The sequence below is a fragment of the Leucobacter albus genome, from assembly GCF_039528015.1.
Lineage (GTDB): Bacteria > Actinomycetota > Actinomycetes > Actinomycetales > Microbacteriaceae > Leucobacter > Leucobacter albus.
This window is the reverse complement of sequence record NZ_BAAAKZ010000003.1, coordinates 453,103-472,841: the sequence shown is the minus strand read 5'-3', so window position 1 is coordinate 472,841 and position 19,739 is coordinate 453,103. Positions and strand designations below refer to the sequence as shown.

At 66.6% G+C, this 19,739-nt stretch carries 16 protein-coding genes; 5 read left to right on the top strand and 11 right to left on the bottom strand.

Annotated elements, in window-relative coordinates:
- Nucleotides 1-2 precede the first annotated feature (2 nt).
- The 7 genes from rpsP to ABD115_RS05790 all read right to left on the bottom strand — a co-directional run bounded on the left by rpsP (nt 3) and on the right by ABD115_RS05790 (nt 9,216).
- Entirely contained in the window at nt 3-449 is a 447-nt protein-coding gene (gene rpsP, locus ABD115_RS05820) for a 30S ribosomal protein S16 (protein WP_343959152.1), read from the bottom strand.
- 174 nt (nt 450-623) lie between these two features.
- Complete coding sequence (locus ABD115_RS05815; protein WP_343959150.1) at nt 624-2,132, bottom strand: aminopeptidase P family protein; 1,509 nt, start codon at nt 2,130-2,132, stop codon at nt 624-626.
- 178 nt (nt 2,133-2,310) lie between these two features.
- On the bottom strand, nt 2,311-3,606 hold the full coding sequence (locus ABD115_RS05810) for an alpha/beta fold hydrolase (protein WP_343959148.1): 1,296 nt from the start codon (nt 3,604-3,606) through the stop codon (nt 2,311-2,313).
- Complete coding sequence (locus tag ABD115_RS05805; RefSeq protein ID WP_343959145.1) at nt 3,603-4,568, bottom strand: ABC transporter permease; 966 nt, start codon at nt 4,566-4,568, stop codon at nt 3,603-3,605. Before ABD115_RS05805 ends, ABD115_RS05810 begins: the two co-directional genes overlap by 4 nt.
- Nucleotides 4,565-5,527 (bottom strand): ABC transporter permease, encoded by a 963-nt coding sequence (locus ABD115_RS05800; protein ID WP_343959143.1) that lies wholly within the window; start codon nt 5,525-5,527, stop codon nt 4,565-4,567. The genes ABD115_RS05805 and ABD115_RS05800 overlap by 4 nt, the downstream gene beginning before the upstream one ends.
- The gene (locus tag ABD115_RS05795) at nt 5,524-7,350 is read right to left on the bottom strand and encodes an ABC transporter ATP-binding protein (RefSeq protein ID WP_343959141.1); all 1,827 of its coding nucleotides are present in this window, start codon (nt 7,348-7,350) and stop codon (nt 5,524-5,526) included. The genes ABD115_RS05800 and ABD115_RS05795 overlap by 4 nt, the downstream gene beginning before the upstream one ends.
- Before the next feature lie 99 nt (nt 7,351-7,449).
- Entirely contained in the window at nt 7,450-9,216 is a 1,767-nt protein-coding gene (locus ABD115_RS05790; RefSeq protein ID WP_343959138.1) for an ABC transporter substrate-binding protein, read from the bottom strand.
- 177 nt (nt 9,217-9,393) lie between these two features.
- Between ABD115_RS05790 and ABD115_RS05785 the strand changes: the two genes are divergently transcribed.
- On the top strand, nt 9,394-10,371 hold the full coding sequence (locus ABD115_RS05785; protein ID WP_343959136.1) for an aldose 1-epimerase family protein: 978 nt from the start codon (nt 9,394-9,396) through the stop codon (nt 10,369-10,371).
- 14 nt (nt 10,372-10,385) lie between these two features.
- On the opposite strand, the gene ABD115_RS05780 is transcribed toward ABD115_RS05785, so the two are convergent.
- The 4 genes from ABD115_RS05780 to ftsY all read right to left on the bottom strand — a co-directional run bounded on the left by ABD115_RS05780 (nt 10,386) and on the right by ftsY (nt 15,327).
- On the bottom strand, nt 10,386-11,528 hold the full coding sequence (locus ABD115_RS05780; protein ID WP_343959134.1) for a hypothetical protein: 1,143 nt from the start codon (nt 11,526-11,528) through the stop codon (nt 10,386-10,388).
- Nucleotides 11,529-13,088, bottom strand: coding sequence for a signal recognition particle protein (gene ffh / locus ABD115_RS05775; RefSeq protein ID WP_343959132.1), 1,560 nt, complete (start codon nt 13,086-13,088; stop codon nt 11,529-11,531).
- A 288-nt stretch (nt 13,089-13,376) separates the two neighbouring features.
- Nucleotides 13,377-14,225 carry a 3-hydroxyacyl-CoA dehydrogenase gene (locus ABD115_RS05770; protein WP_343959130.1) on the bottom strand — a complete coding sequence of 283 codons (849 nt, stop codon included), beginning with the start codon at nt 14,223-14,225 and terminating at the stop codon, nt 13,377-13,379.
- A gap of 223 nt (nt 14,226-14,448) precedes the next feature.
- A complete protein-coding gene (ftsY, locus tag ABD115_RS05765) occupies nt 14,449-15,327 on the bottom strand; it encodes a signal recognition particle-docking protein FtsY (protein WP_343959128.1) in 879 nt (292 codons plus the stop codon).
- 218 nt (nt 15,328-15,545) lie between these two features.
- Between ftsY and ABD115_RS05760 the strand changes: the two genes are divergently transcribed.
- Genes ABD115_RS05760 through ABD115_RS05745 form a run of 4 tightly spaced genes read left to right on the top strand, consistent with a single transcriptional unit; the run spans nt 15,546 to nt 19,668 of the window.
- Complete coding sequence (locus tag ABD115_RS05760; protein ID WP_343959126.1) at nt 15,546-16,931, top strand: branched-chain amino acid ABC transporter permease; 1,386 nt, start codon at nt 15,546-15,548, stop codon at nt 16,929-16,931.
- 4 nt (nt 16,932-16,935) lie between these two features.
- The gene (locus ABD115_RS05755; protein ID WP_343959124.1) at nt 16,936-17,922 is read left to right on the top strand and encodes a branched-chain amino acid ABC transporter permease; all 987 of its coding nucleotides are present in this window, start codon (nt 16,936-16,938) and stop codon (nt 17,920-17,922) included.
- Nucleotides 17,915-18,847, top strand: coding sequence for an ABC transporter ATP-binding protein (locus ABD115_RS05750; protein WP_343959122.1), 933 nt, complete (start codon nt 17,915-17,917; stop codon nt 18,845-18,847). The genes ABD115_RS05755 and ABD115_RS05750 overlap by 8 nt, the downstream gene beginning before the upstream one ends.
- Nucleotides 18,844-19,668 (top strand): ABC transporter ATP-binding protein, encoded by an 825-nt coding sequence (locus ABD115_RS05745; RefSeq protein ID WP_343959120.1) that lies wholly within the window; start codon nt 18,844-18,846, stop codon nt 19,666-19,668. The genes ABD115_RS05750 and ABD115_RS05745 overlap by 4 nt, the downstream gene beginning before the upstream one ends.
- The last annotated feature ends 71 nt before the right edge of the window (nt 19,669-19,739 follow it).

Genomic DNA, 19,739 nt, shown 5'->3' with positions numbered 1-19,739 from the left:
TCTTACGCCTCGGTCGACTCTGCGGCGGCTTCTTCAGCCGGCGCCTCGGTCTCGGCGGGAGCCTCTGCGGCCTCCTCGGCAGGTGCCTCGGCAGGCTTCTCAGCCTTCGGGCGAACGACTGACTTCTTCTTGGCGTCTGCCTCGAAGATCTCCTTGCCCTCGGGCGCGAGCACCTTCGACTCGGTGTTGCCCTCGCCGGTGAACTTGCCCCAGTCGCCGGTCAGCTTGAGCAGCGCGGTGACCTGCTCGGTCGGCTGCGCGCCAACGGAGAGCCAGTACTGCGCGCGATCGGAGTCGACCTCGATGAACGAGGGGTTCTCGGTCGGGTGGTACTTGCCGATCTCCTCGATGACGCGGCCGTCGCGCTTGGTGCGCGAGTCAGCAACGACGATGCGGTAGAACGGTGCGCGGATCTTGCCGAGGCGCTTGAGGCGAATCTTGACTGCCATGTGATGGCTCCTTCAGGTTGGTGAACATGTGACGCCGCGCGGCAGCTGGGTCGGGTGACCGCAGGGCAGGGCGCGAAAGCCTGGGACGCAAAAGCGAACTAGGTAAGTGTGTCACAGCCGAGCCCAAATTGCAATTTTTGATGGGATCAGGGCTTTTGCGGGGGCGACGAGGTGCTACTCGCGCGAAACCTCGCGCATCCAGGCCTCAATTCCCGCCGCGTCGATGGGCAGGGCATCAGAAATCACCTCGTGGCCGGTCTCGGTGACAACGAGATCATCTTCGAGCCTGACGCCAATGCCGCGCAGCTCGGGCGGCACGGTTTCGTCCCAGGCATGGAAGTACAGCCCGGGCTCGACGGTGAGCGCCATGCCGGTCTGCACGGTGCCGCCGAGGTACGTTTCGTAGCGCGAAGAATCACAGTCGTGCACGTCGAGCCCGAGGTGGTGGCCGACGCCGCACACGATGTATCGCCGGTGGTGCTGGCCGTGCTCCGACAGCGCCTCATCGACCGACACGGGCAGCATGCCCCAGTCGCTGAGCCCTTCGGCGAGCACCTCCATGCACGCAGCGTGGAAGTCGGCCCAGAGCCTGCCTGGCTGCACCGCTGCGAGGCCAGCGCGGTGCGACTTCTCGACGAGGTCGTGCACCTGCCGCTGCGCGGCACTAAAGGTGCCGCTCGCAGGGAGGGTGCGCGTGACGTCTGCGGTGTAGCCCGAGCGCATCTCAACGCCCATGTCGAGCAGCAGCAGCTCGGCGGGGTCGACATTGCCGTCGGCGCGCACCCAGTGCAGAATCGGTGCGTGCGCGCCCGAGCCGACGATCGTCGCGTAGCCGGGAGCCTGGCCGACGGTGCGCGCGTGCCTGTCGAAGGTGCCCTGCAGCCAGCGCTCTCCGCCCTGCGCGATCGCACGGGGAATCTCGCGGGAGACCGCGGCAAAGCCGTCGACCGTCGCGAGGTTCGCGGCGCGAAGCTGGGCAATCTCCCAGGCGTCCTTGATCTGGCGCAGCTCTGACAATACGGTCGCGAGCCGCGCGGAGCGCGCCCGCCCGCCGATTGCAGCGCCAGCGCCGCGGGCGACGACCGCGGCGCCGGCAATGAGCGCCCCGTCTGGCACGTCTGCGTCGGCAAGCTCCCCGATCGGCCGCACATCGAGCCCGAGCGCCAAGGCGACCTCGGTCACGCCCGCGATGGGGCCGACCCAGAGCTCGCCGTGGTTCGCATCGGCGTGGAACGCCTTGCTCCCTGGGCGCGCGGGTGGCGTGATGTACAGCGTCGCATCGTGCCCGCCCCCGGATGGCCGCATCACGAGCACGGCGTCTTCGATGCCGTGGCCAACGGCCCAGAGGAAGTCGCTGTCGGCGCGGAACTCGAAGTAGGTGTCGTTGGCGCGCAACTGCGAGCGCCCCGCCGCGATGACGAGGGTCTCCCCCGGAAGCTCGGCAGACAGCCTGCCCCGGTGATGCGCCGCCGCCGTCGCCGCGCCAGGCTCGACCCGCAGCTCGCGGTCAGCGTCGCCCCACCCCTCTGACATCCACGAGGTAAACCCAGCGGCCTCACTCAGCAGCGGCATGCGCGGGTCACGCCTCGTGGCCCGGGAGTTCGGCATACCCGACTCCCAGTCGACCACGTTCACGGTCAGGCCGAGACCGTTGAGGGTTGGTCCGTTGTGGAGGTGAGTCATGCTGCTGATTCCTTTCGGGCAGTGCGCCAGCTGGCGCGGTGATGGGGCCGCGCGGGAGGGATCCGGCACGGCGAGAATCCGGTGCGGCGAGCAGGCAGCGTGGCCGGCACGCGGCAACACGGAGCCGCCACAACGCGGAGCCGCCACACCACGGAGCCGCCACACCGCGGAGCCGCCGCTAGTCGCGGCTGCGCAGCGCGCCGCCGAGGCGCACCGCGAGCGCGTCGAACAGCCGCGGCGCGACGTTGCCGACACGCAGGCCGTCGTGCTCGAACTCGTTGGTCACCCAGGCGTTGACGCCGGCGACTCGGGCGGCGGTGTCGAGCGAGAGCTGCGCGTCGACGTACATGTCGTCGAAGTAGACGGCGGCCTCGACGGGCACCTCGTTGCGCGCGAGCCGCTCGTGGTCATAGGTCTCGATCGGTTGCTCGTGCGCGGCGAGGTGCTCGACCGCGGCGCGGAAGCCGCGGAGCGCTGAGATCTCCTCGAACATCCACGGGAACACGGTCTCGCCGGTGAAGCTCAGCGGGCGGGCGCTTTCCGCGAACTCCGGGTGACGCGCGCGCTCGCGCTCGGCAGCCCAGGCGCTCGGCCCCGGCCCGTAGATCGCCTCCTGCAGCGAGATAAACAGGGGGTTTGAGACGAACGAGGTCTCGGCCTCAACCGCCGCGAGGAAGGTGTCAGACAGTACGGTCTCGGCCTCGTCAACGAACGCCTCGTCGAAGATCCAATGGACGCGGTCGTAGCCGGGCTGCATACCGAAGTCGAGCCCGAGCGTCTGGAGCCTGCGCACCGTGAGCCGGTCGCCGCCGGGCAGCCGCACGTCTTCGCGTTCGAGCAGGTCGGCGACGCGCGAGATGCGCCCGACGAGGTGCGGGTGCCGCGCCCGGAACTGCCGGTTCTTCTCGGCGATGCGCGGGAAGGTGCGCGCGTACACGACCTCCGGGTCTGGGTCGATGCTCGGCAGCCCGCCGGTGATGGCCGATGCGACGACCGACTCCGGGAAGTGCGAGAGGTACTGCAGGGTGAGGAAGCCGCCGTAGCTCTGACCGAGCGTCCACCACTGGCGGCCGGGGAAGTGCTCCTCGCGCAGCGCCTCGAAGTCGCGCACGATCGAATCCTGGCGGTGACTAGCGAGCAGCCGGGCGCCGGCGGCGGCGTCGAGGCCCTCGAAGTCGCGAGCGCTCAGCGGCGTGGACCGACCCGTGCCACGCTGATCGGGCAGAATCACGCGGAAGCGGGTGACGGCGTCGCCGATCCACCCATCGGCCCCGAGCGGGCGCGGCGATTTGCCGCCGGGCCCGCCCTGCAAGAACACGAGCAGCGGCAGGTCGGCGTCGCGGTTCGTCGCCTCGGCGACCTCGCGGGCGAACACGCGAATCGTCTCGCCCGCCGGCTCGTTCCAGTCGAGCGGCACGGTGACCCAGAGGTCGCGGGCGACGAGGCGGTCTCCGATGGGGTACCAGTCGGTCATTTTCGGGCTGTCCTTACTCTCGAATCAAGCAGCGCGTAGAGGGTGTCGACGATGAGGTTCGACAGCACGACGAAGAGGCCGCCGAGCAGCACGATCGCGATCACCACCGGGCGATCCTGCATCGCGACGCTTGTCACGGCGAGCGAACCGACCCCGGGGAGCCCGAACACCTGCTCGATGACAATCACGCCTCCGAGGAGCATACCGATGTCGATTCCGAGCTGCGTCACGAGCGGCGGCATCGCGCTGCGAAACGCGTGCACGTAGGTCACGCGGCGCTCGGTGAGGCCCTTCGCGCGGGCGGTGCGAATGTAGTCTTGGCCGAGCACGTCGAGCATCTGCCCGCGCGTGAGGCGCGCGTACACCGCCGCGATGACGAGCGCCAGTGTCAGCCACGGCAGCACGAGGTGCCACGCCCACTGCGCGGGGTTGTCGCCGAGCGGAATATACCCCGAGGGCGGAAACAGCGTGACCCCCATCTTCGTCGGGAGAAAGTAGAGCACGTACAGCGCGATCATGCCCAGCACGAAGGTTGGGAAGCTGATGCCGATGATCGCGAAGCCCTGGCCGACGCGGTCGCGCAGGGTGCCAGGGTGCTTCGCCGAGCCGATGCCGATGGGAATGCCGATCGCGAGCCACACAAGCACCGCTCCGAACACGAGCGACATCGTCACCGGAATGCGCCTGACGAGCAGATCCCACACCGGCAAGTTCGAGCGGTACGAGAAGCCAAGGTCGCCCTGCAAGAGGTTTCCGAGGAACATGAAGTACTGCTGAATCATGGGCTTATCGAGCCCGAGGTTCACCCGAATCTGGGCCATAAGCGCCTCGGTCGCCTTGTCGCCCGCGATGATGCGCGCCGGGTCTGACGGCGAGACATAGAACAGCACGAACACGAACACGCTGAGCAAAAAGAGCACGAGCGCACCGAAGCCGATGCGCGAGAGAACGTAGCGAATCATGCCTTGTTTCCCTTCGAGGAGGTCGGGTCGAGCGCGTCGCGCAGCCCGTCGCCGAGCAGATTGAACGCGAGCGTGAGCGCGAGCAGCGCGAGGCCCGGCACGAGCACCATCCACGGCGCGACCATGTACATCGAGCCGTTCGCCGCGTCGGCGAGCATGTTGCCCCAGCTCGGGGTCGGCGGCACAATGCCGAGGCCCAGGAATGAGAGCGTCGCCTCGAACACGACAGCGGCGGGGATGCCGAGCGTCGTGTAGACGATGATCGGCACGACGAGGTTCGGCAGCACGTCGCGGAACATCATCGACAGGCGCGATTCGCCGAGCGAGCGCGCCGCCTCGATGTACTCGCGCTCGCGAATGGCGAGCACCTGGCCGCGGATCACGCGGGCGAGACCCGCCCAGCTGAAGAACACGATGACGACGATCGACAGCCCAAGGCTCGGCCCGAGCACGGCAACGAGCGCGATCGCAACCAGCAGGAACGGCACGCTCATCACGAGGTCGATGATGCGACTGAGCAGGGTGTCGACCCACCCGCCGAAGAAGCCGGCGGTGGCGCCGATGATCACCCCGATCGCCGAGGCGATGAGCGAGGCGATGACGCCGACGACGAGCGACACGCGAGCGCCGTAGGCGAGACGCACGAGCACGTCGCGACCGAGCTGATCGGTGCCGAGGAGAAACTCCCCGTTCGGCCCGACGGGAATGCCGGCGGCCGACAGGCCCGTCTCTCGGAACTGCTCGGCGGGCCCGTGCCCCGTCCACTGCGCGATGAGCGGCGCGCAGATCGCGAACAGCGCGATCAGCACGATGACGATCGCTGAAATCACGCTCGCGGGGTCGCGCAGCAGCCTGGCGAGCGTGAGCTGCGCCGAGCTCTTCGCCTGAATATCGGCGACCTTCTGCGCGGCGTAGCCGGGCGTGGTGATGAGCTTGGTGTCTTTCGAAAATACGCTCACAGTGCGCCTCCTGACGCTGAGACAAGCTGGCGCTCGCGCTCGACGCGCGGAATCTCGGGGGCTGCTGCAGACAGGAGCTTCTTCGTGAACGCCTGCTGCGGCGCACCGTAGACGGTTTCTGCCCGGCCGAGCTCGATGATGCGCCCGCCGTCCATCACCGCGATGCGGTCGCAGACGTGACGTACCACCGCGAGGTCGTGCGAGATGAAGAGATAGGTGAGGCCGAGCTCGCGCTGCAGTTCGTCGAGCAGATTGAGCACCTGGGCCTGAATGGAGACGTCGAGCGCCGACACCGGTTCGTCGAGAATGACGAGCTCTGGGTTCAGTGCGATGGCGCGGGCGATGCCGATGCGCTGGCGCTGGCCGCCAGAGAACTGCGATGGGAAGCGGTTGTAGTGTTCGGGGTTGAGGCCAACGATCTCCATGAGTTCTTGCACGCGCGCGAGCCGGGCCTCGCCGCTCGCGACGCGGTGGATCCGAAACGGATCACCGATGATCGAGCCAACGCGGCGCTTCGGGTTCAGCGACCCGAACGGGTCTTGGAACACGACCTGCACCTTGCGGCGCATCTGACGCCACTCGGCGCCGGTGAGGCCCGCGGTGTCTTCGCCGTCGAAGCGGATCACGCCGCGCGTTGGCGGGATGAGGCCGGCGATGGCGCGTGCGAGCGTCGTCTTGCCGCAGCCGCTCTCGCCGACGAGGCCGAGCGTCTCGCCGCGGCGCACGCTGAGCGAAATGTCGTCGAGCACCGTGCGGTCGTCGCCGCGCCGCTGCGGGAAAGTGAGGGTGAGGTGCTCGACCTCGACGATGGTGTCGTCGCTCGACGCGATGATCTCGGCGGGCGGCAGCTCGGGGGCCGGCGGCTCGACCGGCGGCACCGTGAGCCAGCAGAGCGACTCGGTGCCGTCATCGTAGCGCTGCAGTGGCGGGGCCTCGGAGCAGATATCCATCGCGTTCGGGCAGCGGTCGCGAAACACGCAGCCGCTCGGCGGGCTGAGCAGGCTCGGCGGCCTGCCAGCGATCGGTATCAGGGGCGTGCCCGGAGCCCGGTTGAACGACGACGAGCGCAAGAGGCCCGCGGTGTAGGGGTGTGCGGGGTTGCCGAGCACGCTGTCGCTCGCCCCGCTTTCGAGCTTGCGCCCGCCGTACATCACCATGACGCGGTCTGCGACGCGCGAGAGGATGCCGAGGTCGTGGCTGATCATGAGCACGGTCGCGCCGAAGTCTTGGCGCATCTCGGCGAGCAGGTCGAGGATTTGCGCCTGCACCGTCGAGTCGAGCGCGGTCGTCGGCTCATCGGCGATGATGAGGGCTGGGTTCAGCGAGAGGCTCATCGCGATCATTACACGCTGGCGCATGCCGCCCGAGAACTGGTGCGGGTAGGCGTCGAACCTGGCTGCCGCGTCGGGGATCCGCACCTTCTCGAGCAGTTCGATCGCTCGCGCCTTCGCGGCCTCTTTCGACACGCGCTCGTGCGCGCGGATCTGCTCGACGATCTGCCACCCGACCGTGTACTGCGGGTGCAGGCTCGACAGCGGGTCTTGGAAGATCATGCTGATCTTGGCGCCGCGCTTCTGGCGCAGCGCCTCTGGCGAGAGGGTGAGCAGATCCTCCCCCTGAAACAAGACCTGCCCGGTGCGCTTTGACTGCGGAATCAGCCCCATGACCGACTGCACGAGCACGGATTTGCCCGAGCCCGACTCGCCGACGATGCCGAAGAACTCGCCCTCGTTGACGGTGAATGAAACGTCTTGCACGGCGTGAACCGCGCCGTCTTCTGTCGGAATGTCGACGACGAGATTCCGAACATCGAGTATTGCCACTCGTACTCCCAGATAGTGGTTGTGTGCGAACTCTTGCGGCGGTGCCGAGCGGCGGCGGGACTATGTGCCCGCCGCCGCACGGCAGCGCTCACGCAGGCGCTACTGCTTCAGCCAGACGTTCGTCCAGTCGCCGTTCTGCGCGAGCGCGTAGATCTGGAAGTTCTGCACGCGATCGGAGTGGTAGTTCGCCTTCTTGCGCGAGACGATGCTCACGATCGGCGACTCCTCCATCACGGTCTTATCGACCTCGTGCCAGAGCTTGCCCGCCTCCTCTGGCGTCGCCGCCGCGAGGGCCTGGTCAGCGAGCTCGTTCGCCTTGTCGCTGTTGAAGTCGACGTAGTTGTACGTCTGCGGGGTGCCGTCGAAGGTGAACTGCGGCTGGAACACGCTGCGTGCCGCTCCGCCGACCCAGTCGGGTGACCAGCCGACGAGGGCAACATCCCACGCGCCACCCGAGGCGTTCTCGCGGTTCGACATGAAGTTCGCGTAGTAGTCGGTCGGCGGCACCGGGAACAGCTCGACCGTGATGCCGGCGGCCTCGAGGCTCGCCTGCACGGTCTGCGCGATGTCGGGCTGAGTGCCGACGTTGCGGTACGGAAACTTGAGCGTCAGGTTCTCTACCCCCGCGGCCTTGAGCAGCTCCTTCGCCTTGTCAGGGTCGGCCTTGCCGCTCTTATCGCCGTAGAGACTGAAGTCTTCGTAGCCGTTGATTCCCGGCCCAAAGATGCCGTTTGTAACGCCCGCGATCTCTTCGCCGCCCATCACCTGCACGACGGCGGGCTTGTCGATCGCATACTGAATCGCCTGACGCACCTCGAGCTTCTGGAGGGCGCTGTTGTTGTTCGTCGTCGCTGTGTTGAACCACAGGAATTGGTCGACGCCGCCGTTCTCCATCGTGGTGAACTTCTCGTCGTTCGCAGCGGTGAGCTGCTGAATGTTCGCGGGGCTCGGGCTGAGGTCGAAGAGCAGATCGGCCGAGCCTGCCTGCAACTGCTGCATCGCGGCGTCGCCCTCGACGCCCATCGTCATCTCGATCTTGTCGACGTAGGCCTTGCGCAGCGGGTCACTGTCGGCAATCCACGACTCGTTGCGCACGAACTCCCACTTCACGTCTGGCGTGTACGAGGCAACGGTGTACGGGCCCGAGGCGACGAAGTTCTCGCGATACTCGGGCGAGTCGGGCAGGTAGTCGAGCACTTCGATGGGCGCGGGGTTCGCCGTCGGCAGGCTGAGCATCGACGTAAAGTCTGACGCGGGCTCGACGAGCGTGAACACGACGGTCTGGTCGTCTGGGGTGGCGATGCCGCTGATGTCGTTCGCCTCGATGTACTCCTTCATGGCTGCGGGCTCGGCGGCCACTCCCGCGAAACCGTCGCAGTACTCGGCCATGCCGTCGATGAGGCTGATGAAGTACCCGCCAAGGGCTGCGCCGATGTGCGGGTTGCAGATGCGCTCGATGCCTCGGGCGACGTCGCCCGCGACGATGGGCCTGGCGCCGTCGGGCGCGTCCCAGGTCGAGCCCTCGCGCAGCTTGAGCTCGTAGGTGAGGCCGTCTTCGCTCGCCGTTGGCACTTCTTCGGCGAGGTCGCCGGTGAGCGCGATGCGCGCCTCGACGTCGTTCGACGATTCGTAGCTGAGCAGCGAACGCGACAGCGTTCGCACGACGCTGTTCACGGGCACGTAGGCCGTCAGTTGCGGGTCGAGACGATCGACGTCGCCGTTCGCCAGCACTTTGAGCGTCCCTCCCGTCTGTGCCTCGCCGCCGGCCGCACCGCCGTCGCCCGCGCCGCCACTCGCGCAGCCGCTGAGCACGAGCATCGCGGCGGCGCCGAGCGCAACACCTGAAAAAATCTGTTTCCGAGCCATAGAGTCACCTTTGAATCGCTGAGAGGCTTACTTTGCGCCCGGCGGACGCAACGGATGCGGATCACATCACGAGTACCATAGTACATGTCATAGCGTGCATGCTGCACGGGTCGAGGATCCGCACCGACCCGAATGGCACGAAGCCGCCACGATGGCCCGCCGCGTTACGCTAGTGCCATGCAACGCAGCGACTCCCCCGCCACCGACCGGCACCCATCTGGCGCCGAGCTCACCATCTCCCGCGGCGCCGAGACGGCCCGCATCGTCACCGTCGGCGCATCGCTCGCGAGCTACCGCGCCTTCGGCCGCGACCTCGTCGTTCCCTTCGAGGTCACCGAGATTCGCCCGGCCTTTCGCGGCGCGACCCTCGCGCCGTGGCCCAACCGCATTCCCGACGGCAGCTACCTCTTCGACGGCGAGCAGCAGCTGCCGCTCACCGAGCCAGGTCGCGGCCACGCGATCCACGGGCTCGTCGCCTGGCTCGACTGGAGCGTCATTGAGCACAGCGAGCACGCGGTCACCCTCGCGACAACAATCGTGCCGCAGCCCGGCTACCCGTGGCGGGTTTACGTCACGACCGAGTATCGCCTTGGCAGCGACGGCCTCACGCAGACCGTGACCGCACGCAACGACTCAGCGACCCGGGCACCGTTCGGCGCGGGGCCGCACCCCTATCTCGTCGCCCCCAACGGCGCGCTCGACACCTGGGAGCTTGAGCTGCCAGCCGCGACCGTGCTACTCACCGACGACAGGCTCTCGCCCCGCGCCCTGGCCGAGGTCACGCACGAGCCGGAGCGATTCGACTTTCGCGAGGCCAGGCGCATCGGCGCGGTCGAGCTTGACCACGCGTTCACCGAGCTCAGCCGCGGCGTCGACGGCCTCGCTCGGGTTCGCGTGACCGACGCCTACGGGCACGGCGCCGAAATGCGGTTTGACGAACGGTGCCCGTGGGTGCAGGTGCACACCGCCGACCAGGCGAACCGGGCGGTCAACCGGCTCGGGCTCGCCGTCGAACCGATGACGTGCGCGCCCGCCGCATTCCAGTCGGGCCAAGACCTGCTGGTGATCGCGCCGGGCGCCGAGGTCGCCGCCGCGTGGACGATCGCCCCAATCGAACCGGCCCCCGGCCAGCTCGAGGCGAGGCCCATCGAGTAGCGCTCGCTGCCCGACTACCGGTCGAGCCACCACCCGAGCACAAACGGGTAGGTGAACATGACCACCACGCCGACCGCTAGCGCGACCGTTGCCCACACCGTCGAGCGGCGCCGCAGCCTGCGCCCCTGCGCCGCCACCTGCACCCGTGGCGTGGTTGCCCGCGGGTCGGAGTAGGTCGCCGCCTGGTGCCCGAGCTCCTCTCGCGCCAACTCGGCGAAGTACAGCAGCGCTGCCGACTCGTCGCGATCGCGGCGCCGCCACAGCCTCGTCGAAGCAAGCTGGAGCGTGTCGTCGATGACCTCGATGTCCCACGACCTGCCGTAATCGATGAGGCAGGCCATCACGTCGGGGGTGAGCAGCTCGAGCGCATCACGCTCGTACCCCTGCGGCACGTAGACGGTGAAATAGCGATCGAAGTTGCCCTCGAGCCTGAGCCGCTGCGAGCCAGGGAGCAGGGAACGCAAACTTCCGTTGCCGCGCGCATCGATAATGAGGTGCGGCAGCGCACGCGGCAGCTTCATCGAGAGATAGCGAAAGGCGTGTCGCGGCCCCTTCGGGTCGCTCTTGCTGCCCTGGTGGCTCGCAATGCCGAGCTGCAGCGTTGGGTTGAGGCCGTCGCGGCCCTGCCAGAGCACGAACGCCGTTCTGAACAGGGAGGGCGGCGGCGTCGCGCCCATTGGCGGCCGCGCCCTGGCCGGGTCGCGCATGCCCGGAAGCTTCTCGGCAAAGAACACCCCGAGCGTCGGCGAAGCGAACCCGAACCTCGCATAACTCAGGCCCGCGCGCTCGGAGAAGCCCTGAAACGCCAGCGCTCGCCGCGTGTCGGCCGGCATCGAGACGAGTATTCCGCCGAACAGCCACAGCAGAATGCTCGCGAACAGGCCGACGACCGTGAGCAGCGGCCGCAGCCAGTCGAGCCACGTCGGCAGCTCGAGTGCGACCGGCCAATCCATGGTTGTGACCAACCACAGCAGCGTCACGCAGCAGGCGGCGACGAGCAGCAGGCAGCCCTGGGCCGCCTGTTTGAAGACGGCCGGGTCTGCCTCGCGCACCTGCTCCCAGGTCACTCGCGCTGGCCATGCGGCCAGCAGCTGCGCGAGACGATCGGCGGGTGGGTTTGCACCCGCCGATGGCTGGCGGCGCTGCGCCCCGCTCACCTAGCGGAGCCCACCGCCGAGCATCTGCTGCAGCTTCTCCATCTCTTCGGCGCTCGGGGCAGCACCGGCCCCGCCGCCCTTGCCGAGACCGAAGCCGGAGCCGCCAGCAGTCGCCGGCGCTTCAGCCGGAGTCTGGGCGCGCTTGGCCGGGTTGCCCGAGCGCTTTGCACCCTTGCCCTTCTGCTGCTGCTTCTTCTTGCCGCCGTGACCACCCATGCCGGGAATCGGCCCCATGCCTGGAATCTGCGGCATGCCGCCGCGGGCGACGGTCTTCATCATCTTTGCCGCCTGCTCGAACCGCTGCACGAGCGAGTTCACGTCGGTGACCGTCATGCCGGAGCCCTTGGCGATGCGCAGTCGCCTCGACCCGTTGAGAATCTTCGGGTTCTCGCGCTCCTCCATTGTCATCGACTGGATGATCGCCTCGGTGCGCACAATCTCGCGATCGTCGAAGTTCTCGAGCTGATCTTTCATCTTGCCCATGCCAGGCAACATGCCCATCATCTTCTTGATGGAGCCGGCGCCACGCAGCTGCTGCATCTGACTGAGGAAGTCGTTGAGCGTGAACGCGTCTTTCGCGATCTTCTCGGCGACCTTCTTGGCTTCCTCCTCGTCGAACGCGCTCTGCGCCTGCTCGATAAGCGTGAGAATATCGCCGAGGTCGAGGATGCGGCTCGCCATGCGGTCGGGGTGGAACGGCTCGAAGTCGTCGAGCCCCTCTCCCGTCGAGGCGAAGAGAATCGGCCGGCCGGTCACCCCGCGAATCGAGAGCGCGGCGCCACCGCGCTGATCGCCGTCGAGCTTCGTGAGCACGACACCCGTGAAATCGACGCCCTCTTGGAAGGCCTGCGCGGTCGCGACCGCGTCTTGGCCGATGAGCGAGTCGATGACGAACAATACCTCGTCGGGGTCGGTAGCCTTGCGAATGTCGCTCGCCTGCTTCATCATTTCGGCGTCGACGCCGAGGCGGCCGGCGGTATCGATGATGACGAAATCGTGCTGCTTGGTCTTCGCCTCGGCGACGCCTCGCTTGGCAACCTTCACCGGGTCACCAACGCCGTTGCCGGGCTCGGGCGCAAAGATGGCGACGCCAGCCTGCTCGGCGACGACACCGAGCTGGGTGACGGCGTTCGGGCGCTGCAGGTCACACGCGACGAGCAGCGGGGTGTGCCCCTGGCCCTTCAGCCACTTCGCGAGCTTGCCCGCGAGCGTCGTCTTTCCCGCACCCTGCAGGCCCGCGAGCATAATGACCGTCGGCGGGTTCTTGGCGAACTGCAGCCGGCGCTGGTCGCCGCCAAGCACCTCGATGAGCTCCTCATTGACGATCTGCACGACCTGCTGAGCGGGGTTCAGCGCGCGGTTGACCTCGTCGCCGAGCGCGCGCTCGCGCACCTTGCCGGTGAAGTCTTTGACAACGTCGAGCGAGACGTCGGCCTCGAGCAGGGCGCGACGAATCTCGCGAACCGTGCCGTCAACGTCGGCAGCAGAGAGCTTGCCCTTCGCGCGAAGGTTCTTGAACGTGTCGGTAAGCCGCGAGGAAAGGGTGCCGAAAGTAGCCATAGTGACAGTAGTCTACCGGCCCGCGGGGCCCTACGGGTGCGCCATTGGCCCGGCGCGGGCTCGGCGCTCACCCGGCTCTGCTCCGCACCCGCCCTGCGCCGCGGCTGCACCGGCGCTTCGCCGCGGCTGCACCGGCGCTTCGCCGCGGCTACACCGGCGCTGCGCCACCAAGTCGATGTCAGTTTGCCCCAGCGAATCGGCCAAAACTGCCGAAAAACTGGGGCAAACTGACATCTACTCGACGGCGGAAGTGTGCCGGGCGCCTGGGTGCGGGGCGCCGGGGTGCGACTAGCTGTAGTTGTAGAACCCCCGGCCGGCACCCTTACCCAGGTAGCCCTTGTCGATGTAGTCGCGCTTGATCAGCTCGGCGAACTCGCGCATCACCGGGTCATCGCTGTCTTTGCTCAGGTGGTACGGGGTCATCATGCCAACAACGTCGTAAATCTCGAACGGGCCTGCAGGCGCGCCTGTCGCGATCTTCCAGGTCTTATCAATATCGGCAGGCTCCGCGATGCCCTTCACGAGCAGGTGGGCCGCGGCGTTCAAGAACGGTACAAGTAGCGAGTTCAAGACGTAGCCGGGCTGCTCCTTGCGAATGCGAATGGGCACCATGCCAATCTCTTCAGCAAACGTCGCGACGGCTTCGAAAGCCTCAGCGTCGGTACCGGCGTGCCCCATGACCTCGCCGACATTGAACTTCCACACCTCGTTGGCGAAGTGGAGTGCGAGAAAGCGGTTGGGGCGCCCGGTGAACGGCGCGATGTCGCTCGGCAGCAGCGTCGACGAGTTCGTTGCGAAGATCGTCTTCTCGGGCGCGACGGCGGCAACCGCCTCCCAGGTTTGCTGCTTAATGTCGAGCCGCTCGGGCACCGCCTCGATGACGATGTCGGCGTTCTTCATCGCATCAGCGAGATCGGCGGTGGCGCGAATTCGCGAGACGGCCGCGTCGAGCTTTTCGTCGGTTGCGTCTGCAATATCGCGGCGGTACGAGGCCTTGAGGTATTCCCAGCGTTCCGGCAGCTTGCCGAGGATCTCCTCGTTGATGTCGTACGCCACGACATCCTTCCCCGCATACGCAGACTGGAAGATGATCTGCGAGCCGAGCACTCCTGTGCCGAGTACGGTGAGGTGTTGCATAGTGTTGCCTTTCTCGAGAATCGCCCCTGGTCGGGGGCGGCTTCGGTCCGGCGGTCGCGCCTTCGGCTTGGCCGTCAGGCCTTACTCCTAGCCTAGCGAGGGCAGTTGGTTCTCACAGCGAGTTTCGCTCGCGGCTAAGCTCAGCCACGTGAGGCACGGCCCCATGAGGCTCGGCCGCGGGAGGCTCGGCCCCTCCCACCGCGAGAGCGAGCTCGAAGTCGAGCTAGGCGATCAGCTGGGCGGCGAACACGTGCGGCGTAAAGCCAGTGAGGTCGCCGATGCCCTCCCCCTGCCCCACAAGCTTGATGGGCAGCTTGGTGTGCTCCTGCACGGCCAGCACAAACCCGCCCTTTGCCGAACCGTCGAGCTTCGTCAGCACGAGGCCCGTGACGCCAGCGTGCTCGATAAAGGCCTGCGCCTGCGCGAGGCCGTTTTGACCCGTCGTGGCATCGAGCACAAGCAGCACCTCAGACACGGGCGCGAGCTTCTCGACGACACGGCGAATCTTGCCGAGCTCGTCCATGAGCCCACCCTTGGTCTGGAGCCGGCCGGCGGTGTCGATAATTGCGACGTCGTACGACTCGTCGATCGCCCGCTGCACGGTTTGAAACGCGACCGACGCGGGGTCTTGCCCCTGCTGTTGCGGCTTCACTATTGCGACGCCAGCGCGATCCGCCCACGTCGCGAGTTGTTCCACCGCGGCGGCGCGAAACGTGTCTGCCGCGCCGACGATAATCTTCTTGTCGAACCGCGTGAGGTAGTTCGAGAGCTTGCCGATGGTCGTGGTCTTGCCGACGCCGTTGACGCCGACGACGAGAATCACGGCGGGTCGTTCGGTGAGCTTGAGCGTCGGGTCGAAGGCGGCGAGGCGCTCCTCGAGGGTCTCGCGCAGGATGCGCTTGAGTTCGGCGACTTCGTCTACGCGGTGCCGCTCGACGGCCGAGCGCACGTCAGAGAGAATCGAGTCGGCGATGTCGGGCCCGAAATCGGCCGTGATCAGAGCGGTTTCGATGTCGTCCCAGGTCTCGTCGGTGATGGTTTCGGAGGCGCCACCAAAGACGTTCCGAAAGGCGCGAGCAAACGACCAAGACTTTTCTGCCATGCCTCTAAGACTAGCGACAAGATCGGAGCCTGTTCGATGGTGCCCGATGTTGCGTATCGGCAACGATGCCGATGAGACACGCGGTATCGCCCCGTGTGCTTGTCGCAGCCTTGTATATTCTGATGAGACAGCAACGACGCTTGAACACACGCGCGGGTCGCAACGCGCGGACCAATGGAGGTCACGTGAACCATCTAACCCCCCACAGGCGCATACCCATGCGCACCCCCGCGCTAGCGCTTCTCGCCCTCATCCTGGGCTTTTTTGCGCTTTCGTTTCAGGCCCTCCCCGCTCAGGCAGCGGATTGCACGCCAGACGCCACAACCGGCTGCGTGCAGGGCATCATTAAGTCAACGACGGGCGAGCCAGTCGTTGGAGCAGCCCTTGAGCTCACCGGAAAGGGCGCGAAGCAGCAGACCACGACCGATGACAACGGCCGCTGGGTCTTCCCCGTGACAAGCGCCGGCAGCTACACCGTCACTCTCGACGTCGACACGCTGCCCGAGGGCCAGTTCGCGAAGTCAACAACCGAGCGCACCGTGCAGGCCACCCTCTTCCAGTCGATGAGCGCGCTCTTCCCACTCACCGACGACCCCGCGGCGGCGGCCTCCCCAGGCGGCGGTTCCGAGGCCCCCGACAGCGGCGCGAGCGACGACGCCGACGAGGGTACCGACGGCGGCACCGAGGCCACGCCAGAGACGAAGCCGAGCGCCTCGAACAGCTTCTCGTGGCCACGGTTCTGGCAGCAGGCGGCCTCCGGGCTGCGCATGGGCCTGCTCCTCGCGCTCGGCGCGGTCGGGCTGTCGCTCGTGTTCGGCACGACGGGCCTGTCAAACTTCGCCCACGCCGAGATGCTCTCCCTCGGCGGCATCCTCGCATTCCTGTCGATGCAAATCACCGGGAACATCTGGGTGTCTGGGGTGATCGTCGTCGCGGTCATGGCGGCAGTCGGCTGGTTCCAAGACGCGGTGCTGTGGAAACCGCTGCGGAAGAAACGACTCAGCCTCACGCAGATGATGATCGTCTCAATCGGGTTCTCGATCGTGCTGCAGAACATCTTCCAGTTCTTCTTCGGCGCGAACATTCTTCGCATCGACCCCTCCACACCAAAGACGGTCACGCTGCTCGGGGTCACGCTCACCGTGCAGTCATACATTGCGATGGGCATCGCGCTCGTCGCGATTATTGCGGTCGCGCTGGTGATGAAGTACACCCGGTTCGGCAGGGCAACGCGCGCGGTCGCCGACAATCGCCCACTCGCCGAGGCGTCTGGCATCGATGTGGATCGCGTGATTCGCTCCGTCTGGACGGTTGGGGTCGCGCTTGCTGGCCTGTCAGGCATGCTGCTTGGGCTCGTGCTCAACGGCATCGCGTGGAACACCGGCTGGCACTACCTGCTGCTCCTGTTCGCGGCGGTGATTCTCGGCGGCATCGGCACGACCTTCGGCGCGATCGTCGGCGCGATGATCATCGGCCTCGTCATCGAGATGGCGAACATCTGGCTGCCGGGCGACCTCAAGCACGCCGCGGCCCTGCTCATTCTTATTGTGGTGTTGCTGGTGAGGCCGCAGGGCCTCTTCGGGCGCAAGGAACGGATCGGATAACGCCATGGATTTTTGGACCGGACTCCTGCAGGCAATGCTGCAGACTGCGCTCTCTCCCGTCACCGCGGCCTTCGTGATCGCCGCGATCGGGCTCAACATTCACTTCGGCTTCACCGGCCTGATGAACATCGGCCAGGCCGGTTTCATGCTCGTCGGTGGCTACGGCTTCGTCATCTCGGTCATGAACGGGGTCGGGCTGTTCCCGGCGCTGCTCATCTCGATGGCCGCCTCGGCTGCGTTCGCGCTGTTGCTCGGCATTCCGACTGTGAAGCTTCGGGGCGACTACCTCGCGATCGTCACAATCGGCGCCGCCGAGATTCTTCGCATGACCGCGCGGCTCGCCGGCCTCAGCCACATCACCGGCGGCCCGAGCGGCATTCAGAGCACCCGCTTCCGCGAGCAGTTCAATGCGCTGTCGCCGCTGCCCGAGGGCCGCACCACCTTCTTGGGGCTCGACTACTTCAACACTGGGGTTGACGATTGGTGGTCGCGCATCGTTGCGTGGGCTTTCGTTGGGCTGTTCTTGCTCATCACCTGGCTGCTCATTCGCAGCCCCTGGGGGCGCGTGCTCAAGGGTATTCGTGAAGACGAGGATGCGGTGCGCAGCCTTGGCAAGAGCCCGTTCTCGTACAAGCTGCAGGCACTCATCATCGGCGGCGTCATGGGCGGGTTCGGCGGCATCATCATGTCGCTGCCCGCGACGATCAACCCCGACGGCATGTCACGTGCAACCACGTTCAACCTGTGGATGATTCTGCTGCTCGGCGGCGCCGCGACAATTCTCGGGCCGCTGCTCGGGGCGATCTTGTTCTTCGTCGTACGCCTCGTCATCACGAGCGTCGCCTCGCAGTACGTGCCAGCGAGCATTCTCAACGCGCAGCAGGCCGAGATTCTCGCGTGGATTCTCATCGGCTTCATGCTCATGCTGCTCGTGATATTTAGACCGCAGGGCATCCTCGGCAACAAGAAGGAGTTGGCGTTCAATGACTAGCTACCCCTACGACCGCGCCGCGCTCCGCGCGAGCCTCGCTGGCCTCGAGCAGCGGCCCGGCGTCGCCAAACCAGACCCGATTCTCGTCGCCGACAACGTGGTGCGGCGCTTCGGAGGCATGACCGCCGTCGACGTCGATCACCTCGAGGTGCAGCGCGGCGCGATCACCGCCCTCATCGGCCCGAACGGAGCGGGGAAGACGACCTTCTTCAACCTGCTCACTGGCTTCGATCGGCCGACACCGGCGACGGGTCGCGAGCGAGCGAGCTGGTCGTTCGAGGGCCGCTCATTCAGCCGCACGAGCGCGACCAGGGTCGCACGCTCGGGCATGATCCGCACGTTCCAGCTCACGAAGGCGCTCACGCGCATGTCGGTGCTCGACAACATGCTCATCGGGGCTGCCAACCAGCCGGGTGAGAACCTCTTCGTCGGGCTCGTGAGGCCCCTGTGGGCGAAGCGTGAGCGTGAGAACGTCGAGCGAGCTGAAGAGCTGCTGCGCAGGTTCAAACTCGACAAGAAGCGTGACGACATGGCCGGCGGCCTCTCGGGCGGTCAGAAGAAGCTTCTCGAGATGGCTCGAGCGCTGATGTCAAACCCGTCGATGATTATGCTCGACGAGCCCATGGCCGGCGTGAACCCCGCGCTCACGCAGAGCCTGCTCGAGCACATCGAGTCCCTGCGAGACGAGGGCACGACCGTGCTGTTCGTTGAGCACGACATGCACATGGTGCGCCACATCTCTGACTGGGTCGTCGTGATGGCCCAGGGCAAGATCATCGCTGAGGGGCTCCCAGAAGACGTCATGGGCAGCCGCGCCGTGATCGACGCTTACCTTGGCGCCCATCACGACCAAGATCTCGGTGATGTGATCAACACAGAGATGATGCGAACCATTGAGGCCGAAATCGAGGAGGAAGCGCGATGACCCCCACCCCAGCCAACGGCGGCCAGGCGCTCGCCGGCCCAGCGCTGTCAGACGAGGTTGTGCTCGAGGCAACCGACCTCGTCGCCGGGTACCTGCCGGGCATCAACATCTTGAACGGGTGCAACATCACGGCGCACCGCGGCGAACTCGTCGGCATCATCGGGCCAAACGGCTCAGGCAAATCGACACTGCTGAAGTCGCTGTTTGGTCTCGTCGACATTCGCGCCGGGTCCGTCGTGCTCGGCGGCGAAGACGTCACCAAGGCGAAAACGACAGAGCTCGTGCGCAAGGGCGTCGGCTTCGTGCCGCAGACCAACAACGTGTTTCAGACGCTCTCTATCGAGGAGAACCTGCAGATGGGCCTCTTTTTGAAGCCGAAGCGCTTCGCGAGCAGGGTGGCAGAGATCTGGGATCTCTTTCCGATGCTGGCTGATCGCCGAAAGCAGCTCGCAGGCTCGCTCTCGGGCGGCGAGAGACAGTCGGTCGCTATGGCGCGCGCGCTCATGACCGAGCCGAGCGTGCTGCTGCTCGACGAGCCGAGCGCCGGCCTCTCCCCCGTGCGCCAGGACGAGACCTTCATTCGCACCCGCCAGATCAACCAAACTGGGGTGACCATCGTGATGGTCGAGCAGAACGCGAGGCGCTGCCTGCAGATCTGCGACCGAGCATACGTGTTGGATCAGGGCACGAACGCTCACCAGGGCACCGGCAGGGATCTCGCGAACGACCCGAAGGTCATCGAGCTCTACCTCGGCACGCTCGCAACCGACGTCGAGGCGAACACCGCCACCAATCGGGTGGTGCTGCCGGGCGACGCCTAGGCGCTTGGGCCCGGGCACACACCGGGCCCAAGCGTCAGCGAATGCACCGCCTCACCGTCTACCAGCCTTCG

What these genes read in the sequence shown, in the direction of transcription:
- rpsP (WP_343959152.1), bottom strand. Translation starts at nt 449, where the DNA reads ATGGCAGTCAAGATTCGCCTCAAGCGCCTCGGCAAGATCCGCGCACCG.
- ABD115_RS05815 (WP_343959150.1), bottom strand. Translation starts at nt 2,132, where the DNA reads ATGACTCACCTCCACAACGGACCAACCCTCAACGGTCTCGGCCTGACC.
- ABD115_RS05810 (WP_343959148.1), bottom strand. Translation starts at nt 3,606, where the DNA reads ATGACCGACTGGTACCCCATCGGAGACCGCCTCGTCGCCCGCGACCTC.
- ABD115_RS05805 (WP_343959145.1), bottom strand. Translation starts at nt 4,568, where the DNA reads ATGATTCGCTACGTTCTCTCGCGCATCGGCTTCGGTGCGCTCGTGCTC.
- ABD115_RS05790 (WP_343959138.1), bottom strand. Translation starts at nt 9,216, where the DNA reads ATGGCTCGGAAACAGATTTTTTCAGGTGTTGCGCTCGGCGCCGCCGCG.
- ABD115_RS05785 (WP_343959136.1), top strand. Translation starts at nt 9,394, where the DNA reads ATGCAACGCAGCGACTCCCCCGCCACCGACCGGCACCCATCTGGCGCC.
- ffh (WP_343959132.1), bottom strand. Translation starts at nt 13,088, where the DNA reads ATGGCTACTTTCGGCACCCTTTCCTCGCGGCTTACCGACACGTTCAAG.
- ABD115_RS05770 (WP_343959130.1), bottom strand. Translation starts at nt 14,225, where the DNA reads ATGCAACACCTCACCGTACTCGGCACAGGAGTGCTCGGCTCGCAGATC.
- ftsY (WP_343959128.1), bottom strand. Translation starts at nt 15,327, where the DNA reads ATGGCAGAAAAGTCTTGGTCGTTTGCTCGCGCCTTTCGGAACGTCTTT.
- ABD115_RS05760 (WP_343959126.1), top strand. Translation starts at nt 15,546, where the DNA reads ATGCGCACCCCCGCGCTAGCGCTTCTCGCCCTCATCCTGGGCTTTTTT.
- ABD115_RS05755 (WP_343959124.1), top strand. Translation starts at nt 16,936, where the DNA reads ATGGATTTTTGGACCGGACTCCTGCAGGCAATGCTGCAGACTGCGCTC.
- ABD115_RS05750 (WP_343959122.1), top strand. Translation starts at nt 17,915, where the DNA reads ATGACTAGCTACCCCTACGACCGCGCCGCGCTCCGCGCGAGCCTCGCT.
- ABD115_RS05745 (WP_343959120.1), top strand. Translation starts at nt 18,844, where the DNA reads ATGACCCCCACCCCAGCCAACGGCGGCCAGGCGCTCGCCGGCCCAGCG.